The sequence below is a fragment of the Pantoea sp. UBA5923 genome (assembly GCF_002431095.1).
In the GTDB taxonomy this organism is placed as follows: Bacteria; Pseudomonadota; Gammaproteobacteria; order Enterobacterales; family Enterobacteriaceae; genus Pantoea; species Pantoea piersonii.
The window spans coordinates 61,925-74,556 of the sequence record NZ_DJDN01000066.1 but is presented as its reverse complement, the minus strand read 5'-3'; the positions used below and the strand labels follow the sequence as shown (position 1 = coordinate 74,556).

Sequence of the window (12,632 nt, the reverse complement as noted above, 5' to 3'; positions counted from 1 at the left end):
AACGAACCGCAGTTCGGGTAGCGCGCACGGCTCCAGTGGCATAATCATACGCGCCATACGCCTGCCGACAAGACTGCGAATTTCACTTTATTTAAGCTACAATCCCATAAATTTAGCTGAGAATTTTCATTGTGATCGCGCACACAGTTCTGCGCTTCGGCTTGCCCGGCTGTGTTGCGCGCCTGAGAGAGTGATATGCCTTATACCGTGGCGCTGACCGGTGGAATCGGCAGTGGAAAGAGCACCATCGCCAATGCTTTTGCGGCGCTTGGCGTACCCATTATCGACGCGGATGTTATTGCGCGCGAAGTCGTCGAGCCGGGATCGGCGGCGCTACAGAAAATTGCAGAGCGCCACGGCAACGGCATCCTGACGGAAGAAGGCACGCTGAATCGCGCCCGGCTGAGAGACATTATTTTCCGGTCGCCCGATGAAAAAACCTGGCTAAATAATCTGCTTCATCCCCTGATTAACGCCCGCACGCAGCAGCTGAAAGCGCTGACCACAGCGCCTTATGTGCTGTGGGTCGTGCCGCTGCTGGTCGAGAACGGCCTGCAGCGCCAGGCGGATCGCGTACTGGTCGTCGACGTCGATGAAGCAACACAGCTCATGCGCACCATCCAGCGCGACGGCATCGACCGACAGCAGGCGCAAAATATTCTGTCCGCTCAGGCGACGCGCAGCGCGCGCCTCGCCGTAGCCGACGACGTCATTAATAACAGCGGCACGCCCGATGAGGCGCTGCCGCAGGTTGCCGCCCTGCACCAGCGTTATCTGGCGCTGGCGGCAATGCAACAGGATTAACGCCATGAGTACAGTCGTTCTGTTTGAACATCCACTGAATGAAAAAATGCGCACCTGGCTGCGCGTGGAATTCCTGATCCAGCAGCTGCAGGAAACCGTGCCGATAACCCGAGCCGCCTCTGCCTTGACCTTTTTCCGCATCATCGGCGAGCTGCTGGATATTTTCGAGCGCGGCGATATGCGCACTGAACTCCTGAAAGAGCTGGAGCGTCAGCAGCAAAAACTGCGTGCCTGGGCTGATGTACCCGGCGTTGATATGGCCGTGGTCGATGCGCTGCGCGACCAGCTACGCGCGCAGTCAGTTCAGCTCAACAGCGCGCCACGTATGGGGCAGCAGCTGCGTGAGGATCGGCTTATCGGGCTGGTGCGTCAACGGCTTAGCATTCCCGGCGGATGCTGTAGTTTCGATCTGCCAGGGCTGCATATCTGGCTGCATCAGCCTCAGGAGATGCGCGACAGCCACGTCGCCGCCTGGCTGGAGACGCTGGAGCCGCTGCATCAAAGCCTGGCGATGATTCTGGATCTTATTCGTCAGTCGGGGGCATTCCGCCATCAGACCAGCCTGAACGGTTTTTATCAGGACAATGCGGAAGGCGCGGAACTGCTGCGCCTGCAGCTACAGCTGGAAGATGCGCTTTACCCCCAGGTTTCCGGCCACAAAAGTCGTTACGCCATCCGTTTCCTGCCGCTGGACAGCGAACGCGGCGAAGTGCCCGCACGACTCAACTTTGAACTGGCCTGTTGTTAGAGGTAGCTATGCAAAATGAAGTAATTACCGTTCAGTGTCCGCACTGCGGTAGAGATGTAATCTGGGATGAACTCAGCCCGTGGCGCCCGTTCTGTAGCAAGCGCTGTCAGCTGATTGATTTAGGCGAATGGGCGGACGAAGAGAAGCGCATTCCCAGCGAGGGCGATCTGAACGACAGCGAGGACTGGAGCGAAGAGCAGCACTGAGAGCAGGGGCCCGACCCCTGCTGTTAAAGCTCGCCGGCGACCAGACGTGCAATCAGCGCATGGTTAGCTGGCGGGAACTCTTCTGCCACCAGCGCGCTTTGCGCCACCCAGCGCTGCGGCTGCCCTTCACGTCCCCACGGCTCGCCGTTCCAGCCTTCCACCAGAAAGAAGTTCAGCGTAACGCGCAGATCTTCGTAGGTATGATCCGCTGCGCCAATCGCCGTCGCCTGCGTCACGTCAATGCCTGTCTCTTCCAGCAGCTCGCGCTTCAGCGCCTCTTCAGCGCTCTCCCCCGCCTCGATTTTGCCGCCGGGGAACTCCCACATATTCGCCATATGCGATGAGGCCGGGCGCTGAGCCAGAAAGATCTGTTTATCGGCGTTACGGATGATGCCAACGGCAACCTGCAGGTGCTTCATAAAGTTTTTCCACGTCAGGTGAGTCAATGTGCGCTGATTCTAAAGCATGGGCGGCGTAATGTTAATCACGCTCCGCAGGCAAGAAAAAAGGAGCCGAAGCTCCTTTTTCTTAGTGCCTGTCAGGCCAGTCGGCCATGACACTGCTTATATTTTTTACCGGAGCCGCATGGGCAGGGATCGTTGCGTCCGACTTTACGCTCGCCGCTCTGCGCCGCCAGCGACGCCGCTGCGGCAGCTTCATCATCGACATGGCTGAGCTGCTGCTGCTGCGCCAGGCGTTCAGCTTCTTCGCGACGTTGCTGCTCCATCGCTTCGACTTCTTCCGGCATACGAACCTGCACCTTGCTCAGGGTGCTGACCACTTCATACTTCAGCGACTCCAGCATCGCCGCGAACATAGCGAAAGATTCGCGTTTGTACTCCTGCTTCGGATCTTTCTGCGCGTAGCCGCGCAGATGGATGCCCTGACGCAGGTAGTCCATCGCCGCCAGATGCTCTTTCCACAGCGAGTCCAGCGTCTGCAGCATCACGCCTTTTTCGAAGTTGCGCATCATCTCAACGCCGACAACCTCTTCCTTACTGGCGTAGCTCTCGCGGGCGCGCGTCATGATGCGCTCGCGCAGCGTCTCTTCATGCAGATCCGGCTCTTTATCCAGCCACTCGGCGATCGGCAGATCGAGATCGAAGTCGTTACGCAGGCGCTCTTCGAGGCCCGGCACGTCCCACATCTCCTCCAGCGACTGCGGCGGAATGTAGCTGTCGATGGTGGTTTTGAACACATCCTCGCGAATGCTGTTAATGGTTTCGCTAACGTCGGAAACGTCCAGCAGCTCGTTACGCTGGCTGTAGATAGCACGACGCTGATCGTTCGCCACGTCGTCATACTCCAGCAGCTGCTTACGAATATCGAAGTTGCGGCTTTCCACTTTACGCTGCGCGTTGGCGATAGCTTTTGTTACCCACGGGTGCTCAATCGCTTCGCCAGGCTTCATACCCAGTTTACGCATCATATTAGAGACGCGATCCGAGGCGAAAATACGCATCAGCGCATCTTCCATCGACAGGTAGAAACGGGAAGAACCGGCGTCGCCCTGACGACCGGCGCGGCCGCGCAGCTGGTTGTCGATACGGCGCGATTCATGACGCTCGGTGCCGATAATATGCAGACCGCCTGAAGCCAGTACCGCATCATGGCGTTGCTGCCAGGCGGCTTTGATCGCTTCAATCTGCGCTTCGGTAGGCTCTTCCAGCTCAGCGACTTCCGCATGCCAGCTGCCGCCCAGCATAATGTCGGTACCACGACCCGCCATGTTGGTCGCGATGGTGACCGCGCCCGGCTGACCAGCCTGCGCCACGATGTCCGCTTCACGGGCGTGGAATTTGGCGTTCAGCACGTTGTGCTTGATGCCCGCGCGCGTCAGCTCGTTAGAGACCACTTCCGATTTTTCGATGGAAATCGTACCCACCAGCACCGGCTGGCCATTTGCGGTACGCTCACGAATATCTTCGATGATCGCGTCGATCTTCTCTTTTTCGGTCATATAGACCAGATCAGGCAGATCTTTACGCACCATCGGGCGGTTGGTTGGCACCACAATGGTGTCGAGTTTATAGATAGAGCTGAACTCAAAGGCCTCGGTGTCCGCCGTACCGGTCATACCGGCCAGCTTCTCATAGAGACGGAAGTAGTTCTGAAAGGTGATGGAAGCCAGCGTCTGGTTCTCGTTCTGGATTTCCACGCCTTCTTTAGCTTCAATCGCCTGATGCAGACCGTCAGACCAGCGGCGGCCCTGCATAGTACGGCCGGTGTGCTCGTCGACGATAACCACTTCGCCATCTTTTACGATGTAATCGACGTCGCGCGTAAACAGCGCATGCGCGCGTAAGGCCGCCGTAACGTGATGCATCAGCATAATGTTAGTCGGTGAGTAGAGCGATTCGCCCTCGGCCATAATGTTCTGGCTAACCAGCAGCTCTTCGACTTTGACCAGGCCGCGCTCGGTCATGTGCGCCTGGCGCGCTTTCTCATCGACCCAGAAATCGCCTTCACCCTGGAAGTTATCGGAATCTTCTTTCTCCTGGCGTACCAGGCTAGGGATGATTTTGTTGACCTTGATATAGAGTTCAGAGCTGTCTTCAGCCGGGCCGGAAATAATCAGCGGCGTACGCGCTTCATCGATCAAAATGGAGTCAACTTCATCCACCAGCGCGTAGTTCAGCTTGCGCTGTACGCGCTCTTCCGGGCTGAACGCCATGTTGTCGCGCAGATAGTCGAAGCCATATTCGTTGTTGGTGCCGTAGGTGATATCTGCCGCGTAGGCTTCACGCTTCGCCACAGAAGGCATGCCAGGCAGGTTAATGCCGACGCTCAGGCCAAGGAACTCAAACAGCGGGCGGTTGTTTTCCGCATCGCGCTGCGCCAGATAGTCGTTGACGGTCACGACATGCACGCCTTTGCCGCTCAGCGCATTGAGATAGGCAGGCAGCGTCGCGGTCAGCGTTTTACCTTCACCGGTACGCATCTCAGCAATACAGCGATCGTTCAGCACCATGCCGCCAATCAGCTGCACGTCAAAGTGGCGCATGCCGAAGACACGCTTACTCGCCTCACGTACCGTTGCGAAAGCTTCCGGGATCAGGCTTTCCAGCGACTCGCCCTTTTTCAGACGCTCACGGAATTCATTGGTTTTCGCTTTCAGCTCATCGTCTGAAAGTTTCTCGAAATCCGGCTCCATCTTGTTGATGACGTCTACCACTTTGCGCATACGGCGCAGAGTACGATCGTTGCTGCTGCCAAATACTTTCGTTAACAGTTTGATTAACATATTAAAAACTTCTCAATTCAGCCGCTTTACACGGGCTGCGATAATGAAAAAGGGTATTTAAATAACGGTTTCAGACAAGCAGCGTAGACGGTCCGGCGCGAATTGCATGCGTTTTGCTACGCCAGTCGGCCAGCGAAGTGACAGGTGCGAGGGCATCACGCGGCGCCTGCGCGACCTGCTGCGACGGCTGACGCAGAGAAGTGTGCGTGGTCAGCAACGCCTGGAGCGAATCGATAAGCGCCAGCTTATGCGCAGCCAGCGGGACAGTATCTGGTGTTTCCGCCTGTGGCGTTAAGGTAAACGAAAGGTGGCGGATAACGGTGCGGATGGCGTGCTGATGCCAGTAATCGATAGTAAAGCTGGGACGTCGCGCCGTTTCCTGCAGCCGGATCAGATGATCGAAGCGCGCGGCGTTACCGACGAACAGGCTACTGGAAGAGGATTCAGATGAGGTGTTAAGTTCGGCACTCTGCGCGCAGACAGGCAAACCAAAGCTGGCCGCCACCATCCCCAACAGGAGATGAGGCCAGAAATAGCGTCTGCCTAAGTGTCGCCAGCGTAGAAAAATTCCGATCACAGCTCTTCCATTGCGCATCAACGATCGCGTCGTTGTTGGGGGTTTGCCGCTCGTCTTTGAACAGCGGCGCTCAGCTTTTCAGAGCGCCTGATAGTACCATTAATGTGGGGCGACCACATCAGTGTTTAAAGTCGCTCTGGAAGAAAAGACGCCTGATTGTTCAGCGTTTCATCAGCATTGCAGCATTTACTGCGAGACTTGCCGGAAATCCAGGAGGAGCAAAAAAGGAAATAAAAAAGGCTGGCGCCGCTGACCGGAGAGGGGTGTCAGCATAACCAGCCTTTCAAGGTTCTGGGGTAATTAAGCCAGAACCAGATTTGGTGCCTTGAATGCCAGCGGCAGTTCCGCTTCGTCTTCGAAGGTAGCCCATTCCCAGGCTTCCTGTTTCGCCAGGACGGCCTGCAGCAGCTTGTTGTTCAGTGCGTGGCCTGATTTGAACGCGGTAAACGCGCCGATAATATTATGGCCGCACATAAACAGGTCGCCGATTGCATCAAGCATTTTGTGACGAACGAATTCGTCTTCAAAACGCAGGCCTTCTTCGTTCAGCACGCGGAAATCGTCGAGGCCAATAGCGCAATCCAGACTACCGCCCAGGCACAGGCCTTTGGATTGCAGGTACTCGATTTCACGCATAAAGCCGAAGGTACGGGCGCGGCTGATCTGACGAACAAAAGAGTCGGCAGAGAAGTTCAGCTGATAGCGCTGAGAGCTAGAGTCGATCGCCGGATGGTTGAAGTCGATAGTAAAATCGAGAGAAAAACCGTTGTACGGCTTAATCTCAGCCCACTTATCGCCATCTTCCACGCGAACAGTCTGCTTAACGCGCACAAATTTCTTCGCGCTGTTCAGCTGCTCAATGCCCGCATCCATCAGCAGATAGATAAAGGGCGCGGCGCTACCGTCCATGATCGGGATCTCTGGCGCATCCACTTCAACAATAATGTTGTCGATGCCCAGACCGGCCAGCGCGGCGTTCAGATGCTCAACCGTTGAAATACGCACGCCTTCATCATTCACCAGGCAGGTACTCAGCATGGTGTCGCGCACATATTTTGCATCAGCCGGGAAATCAACCGGTGGATTCAAGTCAGTGCGACGATAGATGACCCCGGTATTAGCCGACGCAGGGCGTAAAGTCAGCGTGACTTTCTTGCCGGTATGCAAACCGACGCCAGTCGCCTGAACAATACGTTTTAATGTCCTTTGTTTGATCATCGTATTATCTCGCAATATTACCCATCCGACCGCTAGTATACTTTACCAGCGGGCGAACACTTTAGCACAAAGAGCGGAGAATCCCAATTCTCAGGTTATTCTTAGTCGGCCTGCTTACGCAGAAACGCTGGAATATCAAGGTAATCGGGCTCTTTGTTTGACTGCGCGCTCTGGTCGTTGACCACTTTCGCTGCCGGTTTTTGCTCCTGCGGCAGCGGCGACATGCCGTGCTGCTGATAGCGATGATCCATAACCGGCTGGCTGGCAGGCTTGTTGGTCACCAGCGTGATTTCAGGACGCTTGTCCATACCGATGCCGGTCGCTACCACGGTCACGCGCAGCTCGTCGTTCATCTCTGGATCCAGCGAGGTACCGATAACCACGGTCGCGTTGTCGGAGGCGAAGGCGCGGATGGTGTTACCCACGGTTTCGAACTCATCCAGACGCAGGTCGAAGCCCGCCGTAATGTTGACCAGTACGCCGCGCGCGCCAGAAAGATCGATATCTTCCAGCAGCGGGCTGGAGATCGCCATTTCTGCCGCTTCTTCCGCACGGTCTTCACCGCAAGCGACGCCGGAGCCCATCATGGCGTAGCCCATTTCGGACATAACGGTGCGCACGTCTGCGAAGTCGACGTTCATCAGGCCCGGACGCGTAATCAGCTCGGCGATGCCCTGTACCGCGCCTTTCAGCACGTCGTTTGCCGCACCGAAGGCGTCAAGCAGAGAGATACCGCGACCCAGCACTTTCAGCAGCTTGTCGTTCGGGATAGTGATCAGCGAATCGACATGCTTCGACAGTTCAGCGATGCCCTGCTCGGCAAAAGCCATACGCTTTTTGCCTTCGAAGTTAAACGGCTTGGTCACGACCGCAACGGTCAGAATGCCCAGGTCTTTGGCCACTTCCGCTACCACCGGCGCAGCGCCGGTACCGGTACCGCCGCCCATACCGGCAGCGATAAACACCATGTCTGCTCCCTCCAGCGCAGAACGCAGTGCTTCGCGATCTTCTTCAGCCGAGGTACGACCAACTTCCGGATTCGCCCCAGCACCCAGACCTTTGGTGATATTGGTGCCGATCTGGATCGTCTGGCCAACCGCTGTTTTACGCAACGCCTGGGCGTCGGTGTTCACAGCGAAGAATTCTACACCTTCGATACGCTCGCGTACCATGTGCTCTACGGCGTTGCCGCCGCCGCCGCCGACGCCGATGACTTTAATCACCGCGTCATTGGTTAATTCCATCGGTTCAAACATGATTTCTCTCCGTTATGTGCCTGTCGCCTGGAGACCATAAACAGTGCCTGCATGGTCTCCTTTCTAAAATTAAAATTCTTTCTTCAACCAGCTATTGATGCGCTTGAACCAGTTGCCCACCGATGCGCGTTTTTCCGTCTCTGCATCGCCGTTCATATGGGACTCTTTGCCATAGTGCAGCAGTCCCACTGCGGTTGAGTAATAAGGTTCCTGCGCGTAATCCGTCAATCCTGTGATATTGAGCGGCTGTCCAATGCGCACCTGCGTATGAAAAACGCGTTGCGCGCAGGCGGCCAGCCCTTCAATTTGCGCAGCACCGCCGGTCAGCACGATCCCAGCTGCCAGATGATGCTTAACGCCCTGCTGACGCAGTTGTTCCTGTAGCTGCAAAATCTCGTCGTTGACCAGATTCAGCAATTCGGTGTATCGCGGCTCGATCACTTCAGCCAGCGTCTGCCGTTGCAGACTGCGCGGCGGTCGTCCGCCAACGCTCGGCACTTCGACGTTTTCGTCTTTGCCGACAATCGAACCCAGCGCGCAGCCGTGGCGAACCTTAATCGCCTCTGCGTCTGTCGGCGGCGTGCCGAAAGCATAGGCGATATCGCTGGTGACCACGTTACCCGCATAAGGGATCACTTTAGTGTGACGCAGCGCGCCGCCTGTATAAACAGCGATATCCATTGTACCGCCACCGACGTCGACAACACAGACGCCAAGTTCACGTTCGTCTTCCGTCAACACGGCAAAACTGGACGCCAGTCCGGCAAAAATCAGTTGGTCAACTTTCAGGCCACAACGTTCAACGGCTTTGACGATATTTTTCGCCATATCGTTGTGACATGTGATCAGGTGCACTTTCGCCTGCATGCGCACGCCCGAAAGACCGACCGGATTTTTAATGCCTTCCTGATAATCGATAGCGTATTCCTGAGGAATAACATGCAGGATGCGGTGCTCATCGCGCACGCGCACTGACTTCGCAGTGTGTACGACATTCTCCACATCATCCTGAGTCACTTCCTCTTCGGAAATCGGAACCATCCCGATTTCGTTCTGACAGCTGATATGTTTGCCCGATAAAGCAAGATAGACGGAAGAGATCTGGCAATCCGCCATCAGCTCGGCCTGATCGATGGCGCGCTGTACGCATTTCACCACCGACTCAAGGTCGTTTACGCCGCCTTTATCCATACCGCGAGACGGGCAGCTGCCCACCCCGATAATGTTGACCATGCCATCGGGCAGAATTTCCCCAACCAGGGCGGCGACCTTCGCGGTGCCAATTTCGAGTCCAACTACCAGTTTTCTGTCCGTTGCCTTGATCATTGTTTAGCCTGTGCCTGGTTCTGTTGCTGATTACTGTCCTGGAGCTCTACGGGCTCCGGCGTCCAGCCCACGGCTGCACCCGAGTCGTACCGCAAATCCACATAGCTGATACGCTTGTGCTCGTTCTGCCCTTGCTGCTGCAACGCCGGATAGAGCTCAATAAATCGGTTGAGACGTTTCATGGGTTCGCCGCGTCCCAGCTCGATGCGCACATCGTCGCTGGTGACCAGCTGCCATGACCGCCGCGCCGTCATCGACGCTACCTTCAGGGTAAATTTGTTGGCCTTCAGCACGTCGCTCATGCTGTGGTAACCCGCCAACACCTCTTTTTCACTGCCTTCCGGTCCGTACAGCATCGGCATCGTTTCTTTGCCGATGTGGCTGGCCGGCACGCTGAAGGAGACGCCGTCCGCATCCACCATATGTAGATCGTTCCAGCGCGCCACCGGCACATACTCCACCAGATGGATCTTCAGCTCATCAGGCCACTGCTTGCGCACGCTGACCTGCTTAATCCACGGCAACCGCTCAATCTGCTGCTGCAGGATGTTGACGTCCTGCGACATAAAGGTGCCCGGCGCGCCCAGCGACAAAATCGCCTGGCGAATATCATCGTGCGTGGTGTAGTGGGTTTCGCCCGTCACCACCAGCTTTGAGAGCGGCAGTCGCGACGCGTCGTTCATCCACTTCAGCACGACCAGCCCGCCGAAAATCATAATGCCAATGACCATCAGCAAAAAAACGATGCCGAAAAGTCTGGCCCCGTTGCTGCGCCCCGTGCGCACGCGCTCCTGAGGCTCGCGGTTCCGTGCGTTAAGTGCCGCCTGTGACATATCAGTCGGCCAGCTCCAGAATACGCGCCACCAGCCGGGAGAAGCTCATTCCCGCCTCTCTGGCCGCCATCGGCACCAGGCTGTGGCTGGTCATTCCCGGCGAGGTATTTACCTCCAGCAGCTGGAAATTGCCTTCGCCGTCCGCCATAACATCGACTCGCCCCCAGCCGCTACAGCCCAGCGCGCGCCATGCGTCCCAGACCAGTTTCTGCAGCTCCGCCTCCCGCTCTGCGCTCAATCCTGCCGGGCAGAAGTATTGAGTATCGTCAGAAATGTATTTTGCTTCATAGTCATAGAACTCGCTGGCGGTCTGAATGCGTATTGCAGGCAGGATTTGATCGCCAATAATGCCGACGGTGTACTCAGCGCCGCTGAGAAAAGCCTCGATTAATACGTTATCGTCATGGCGAAAGGCTTCATCCAGCGCCGCAGGCAGCGCTTCCAGCGCATTGACGCGGCTGATGCCGACGCTTGAGCCTTCGCTGCTCGGCTTGACGAACAGCGGCAGGCCGAGCGCCTCAACGGCGTCGCGCGTTTCCGCGGTCAGACCCGCCTGATACTGCTCGCGCGTCAGCCAGACAAAACGGCCTGACGGCAAACCGCGACCCTGCCAGAGTAACTTGGTGCGCAGCTTATCCATGGTAATGGCTGACGCCATTACGCCACTGCCGGTATAGGGCAGCTGCAAAAATTCCAGTACCGCCTGCAGGGTGCCGTCTTCGCCTCCGCGACCATGCAGCGCGATAAAGGCAGCGTCGAAGCCCTGCTCTTTCAGCGTCAGCACCGAGACTTCGCGCGTGTCTACCGCGTGCGCGTTGATGCCCGCTTCGCGCAGACCCGCCAGCACTGCCTTGCCCGACATCAGCGAAACTTCGCGCTCCGCCGAGGTGCCGCCCATCAGGACGGCGACTTTATCAGCCATGACGCTCCTCCGCTTTACGCTCCGGCTGCAGCTTGCACTCCGCCAGCTTGCGCGCCACTTTGCCTACGTTACCGGCGCCCTGCACCAGAATCAGATCTTTGCCCGACAGCAGCGGCGCCAGCATTTCCGGCAGCGCGTCATGATCCGGCACCAGTACCGGATCGACCTTGCCGCGGCCGCGAATAGAGCGGCACAGCGCCCGGCTGTCCGCGCCTGGAATCGGCGTTTCGCCCGCTGAATAGACATCCAGCATCAGCAGCACGTCGACCTGCGACAGCACATTGGCGAAATCGTCAAACAGGTCACGGGTACGCGTATAGCGGTGCGGCTGAAAGACCATTACCAGCTTTTTATCTGGCCAGCCGGCGCGCGCCGCCTTAATCGTGGCGTCAACTTCCGTCGGATGGTGGCCGTAATCATCTACCAGCATCGCGCTGCCCGGGTTGCCATTCACCGGCTCCGTCGGGAATTCACCCAGCAGGTCGAAGCGACGGCCTGTGCCCTGGAAACTTTCCAGCGCGGCGAGAATGGCGTCGTCTTCAATGCCCTCTTCGCTCGCTACCGCAACCGCCGCCGCCGCGTTGAGCGCGTTATGGCGGCCAGGGGCGTTCAGCGTCACCTGCAGGCGCGGCTTGTCATGACGCACCAGCGTAAAATGCCCCTGCGCGCCGCGCTGCTCATAGTGCTCAATGCGCACGTCAGCGTCGTCGCTAAAACCGTAGGTGGTGATGTGTCGTCCGACGCGAGGGATCAGATCGCGGATCACCACATCATCAATGCACATGACCGCGCGGCCGTAAAACGGCAGGTTGTGCAGGAAATTAATAAATGTCTGCTTCAGGTTCTCGAAGTCGCCCTGATAGGTGTCCATATGGTCAGCTTCGATATTGGTTACCACCGCCACCATCGGCTGCAGATGCAGGAAAGAGGCGTCGCTCTCGTCCGCTTCCGCAATCAGGTAACGGCTGCTGCCGAGCCGCGCGTGCGTGCCCGCGGCCTTAACCAGCCCGCCGTTGACGAAGGTCGGATCCAGCCCGCCTTCGGCATAGATACTGGATACCATCGCCGTGGTCGTGGTTTTGCCGTGCGTTCCGGCAATGGCGATGCCGTGTCGAAAACGCATCAGCTCCGCCAGCATCTCGGCGCGGCGGATGACGGGGATACGCTGTTCGCGCGCCGCGACCAGTTCCGGGTTGTCCTGCGCCACCGCGCTGGAGACCACCACCACGCTGGCGTCGGTGACGTTTTCCGGGCGATGGTTGAAATAAATGATGGCGCCCAGCGCCGCCAGATGCTGCGTCACCGCGTTCGGCGCCAGATCGGAGCCGCTAATATGGTAACCCTCATTCGCCAACACTTCGGCAATACCGCCCATGCCGGCACCGCCGATGCCGACAAAGTGAATGTGCCGGACGCGACGCATCTCGGGCACAATGGAGCGCAGTTTTGCCAGTTGTTGTGTATTCATCGTTCTCAGTTACCTGTCATCTTTATCTGT

The 12,632-nt window shown here is 57.4% G+C and carries 12 protein-coding genes; 3 read left to right on the top strand and 9 right to left on the bottom strand.

Going from position 1 to position 12,632, the window contains the following annotated elements:
• Nucleotides 1-195 precede the first annotated feature (195 nt).
• The 3 genes from coaE to yacG are packed head-to-tail and all read left to right on the top strand — an operon-like array spanning nucleotide 196 to nucleotide 1,758.
• A complete protein-coding gene (gene coaE / locus B3797_RS15435) occupies nucleotides 196-804 on the top strand; it encodes a dephospho-CoA kinase (protein ID WP_311791529.1) in 609 nt (202 codons plus the stop codon).
• A gap of 4 nt (nucleotides 805-808) precedes the next feature.
• Nucleotides 809-1,552: a cell division protein ZapD gene (gene zapD / locus B3797_RS15430; protein WP_311783087.1), complete on the top strand. Its 744-nt coding sequence runs from the start codon at nucleotides 809-811 to the stop codon at nucleotides 1,550-1,552.
• Between the two features lie 8 nt (nucleotides 1,553-1,560).
• On the top strand, nucleotides 1,561-1,758 hold the full coding sequence (yacG, locus tag B3797_RS15425) for a DNA gyrase inhibitor YacG (RefSeq protein ID WP_311783088.1): 198 nt from the start codon (nucleotides 1,561-1,563) through the stop codon (nucleotides 1,756-1,758).
• A 23-nt stretch (nucleotides 1,759-1,781) separates the two neighbouring features.
• On the opposite strand, the gene mutT is transcribed toward yacG, so the two are convergent.
• The 9 genes from mutT to murC all read right to left on the bottom strand — a co-directional run bounded on the left by mutT (nucleotide 1,782) and on the right by murC (nucleotide 12,602).
• Complete coding sequence (gene mutT / locus B3797_RS15420; protein ID WP_311783089.1) at nucleotides 1,782-2,177, bottom strand: 8-oxo-dGTP diphosphatase MutT; 396 nt, start codon at nucleotides 2,175-2,177, stop codon at nucleotides 1,782-1,784.
• A gap of 119 nt (nucleotides 2,178-2,296) precedes the next feature.
• The gene (gene secA / locus B3797_RS15415; RefSeq protein WP_311783090.1) at nucleotides 2,297-5,002 is read right to left on the bottom strand and encodes a preprotein translocase subunit SecA; all 2,706 of its coding nucleotides are present in this window, start codon (nucleotides 5,000-5,002) and stop codon (nucleotides 2,297-2,299) included.
• A gap of 70 nt (nucleotides 5,003-5,072) precedes the next feature.
• Nucleotides 5,073-5,579 carry a secA translation cis-regulator SecM gene (secM, locus tag B3797_RS15410; RefSeq protein ID WP_311791528.1) on the bottom strand — a complete coding sequence of 169 codons (507 nt, stop codon included), beginning with the start codon at nucleotides 5,577-5,579 and terminating at the stop codon, nucleotides 5,073-5,075.
• Between the two features lie 300 nt (nucleotides 5,580-5,879).
• Nucleotides 5,880-6,797, bottom strand: a complete 918-nt coding sequence (gene lpxC, locus B3797_RS15405) for a UDP-3-O-acyl-N-acetylglucosamine deacetylase (protein ID WP_120455727.1) — start codon at nucleotides 6,795-6,797, stop codon at nucleotides 5,880-5,882.
• Nucleotides 6,798-6,898: 101 nt separating this feature from the next.
• A complete protein-coding gene (ftsZ, locus tag B3797_RS15400; RefSeq protein WP_120455726.1) occupies nucleotides 6,899-8,053 on the bottom strand; it encodes a cell division protein FtsZ in 1,155 nt (384 codons plus the stop codon).
• Between the two features lie 69 nt (nucleotides 8,054-8,122).
• Complete coding sequence (gene ftsA, locus B3797_RS15395) at nucleotides 8,123-9,379, bottom strand: cell division protein FtsA (protein WP_033749492.1); 1,257 nt, start codon at nucleotides 9,377-9,379, stop codon at nucleotides 8,123-8,125.
• Nucleotides 9,376-10,212, bottom strand: a complete 837-nt coding sequence (ftsQ, locus tag B3797_RS15390; RefSeq protein ID WP_120455724.1) for a cell division protein FtsQ — start codon at nucleotides 10,210-10,212, stop codon at nucleotides 9,376-9,378. Before ftsQ ends, ftsA begins: the two co-directional genes overlap by 4 nt.
• 1 nt (nucleotide 10,213) lies before the next feature.
• The gene (locus tag B3797_RS15385; RefSeq protein ID WP_311783092.1) at nucleotides 10,214-11,134 is read right to left on the bottom strand and encodes a D-alanine--D-alanine ligase; all 921 of its coding nucleotides are present in this window, start codon (nucleotides 11,132-11,134) and stop codon (nucleotides 10,214-10,216) included.
• Complete coding sequence (gene murC / locus B3797_RS15380) at nucleotides 11,127-12,602, bottom strand: UDP-N-acetylmuramate--L-alanine ligase (protein WP_311783093.1); 1,476 nt, start codon at nucleotides 12,600-12,602, stop codon at nucleotides 11,127-11,129. Before murC ends, B3797_RS15385 begins: the two co-directional genes overlap by 8 nt.
• Nucleotides 12,603-12,632: the final 30 nt, after the last annotated feature.

Bases quoted from the DNA above. Each gene is read 5' to 3' on its own strand.
- yacG (WP_311783088.1), top strand. From the start codon at position 1,561: ATGCAAAATGAAGTAATTACCGTTCAGTGTCCGCACTGCGGTAGAGAT.
- murC (WP_311783093.1), bottom strand. From the start codon at position 12,602: ATGAATACACAACAACTGGCAAAACTGCGCTCCATTGTGCCCGAGATG.
- secA (WP_311783090.1), bottom strand. From the start codon at position 5,002: ATGTTAATCAAACTGTTAACGAAAGTATTTGGCAGCAGCAACGATCGT.
- ftsQ (WP_120455724.1), bottom strand. From the start codon at position 10,212: ATGTCACAGGCGGCACTTAACGCACGGAACCGCGAGCCTCAGGAGCGC.
- lpxC (WP_120455727.1), bottom strand. From the start codon at position 6,797: ATGATCAAACAAAGGACATTAAAACGTATTGTTCAGGCGACTGGCGTC.
- mutT (WP_311783089.1), bottom strand. From the start codon at position 2,177: ATGAAGCACCTGCAGGTTGCCGTTGGCATCATCCGTAACGCCGATAAA.
- B3797_RS15385 (WP_311783092.1), bottom strand. From the start codon at position 11,134: ATGGCTGATAAAGTCGCCGTCCTGATGGGCGGCACCTCGGCGGAGCGC.
- zapD (WP_311783087.1), top strand. From the start codon at position 809: ATGAGTACAGTCGTTCTGTTTGAACATCCACTGAATGAAAAAATGCGC.
- coaE (WP_311791529.1), top strand. From the start codon at position 196: ATGCCTTATACCGTGGCGCTGACCGGTGGAATCGGCAGTGGAAAGAGC.
- ftsA (WP_033749492.1), bottom strand. From the start codon at position 9,379: ATGATCAAGGCAACGGACAGAAAACTGGTAGTTGGACTCGAAATTGGC.
- ftsZ (WP_120455726.1), bottom strand. From the start codon at position 8,053: ATGTTTGAACCGATGGAATTAACCAATGACGCGGTGATTAAAGTCATC.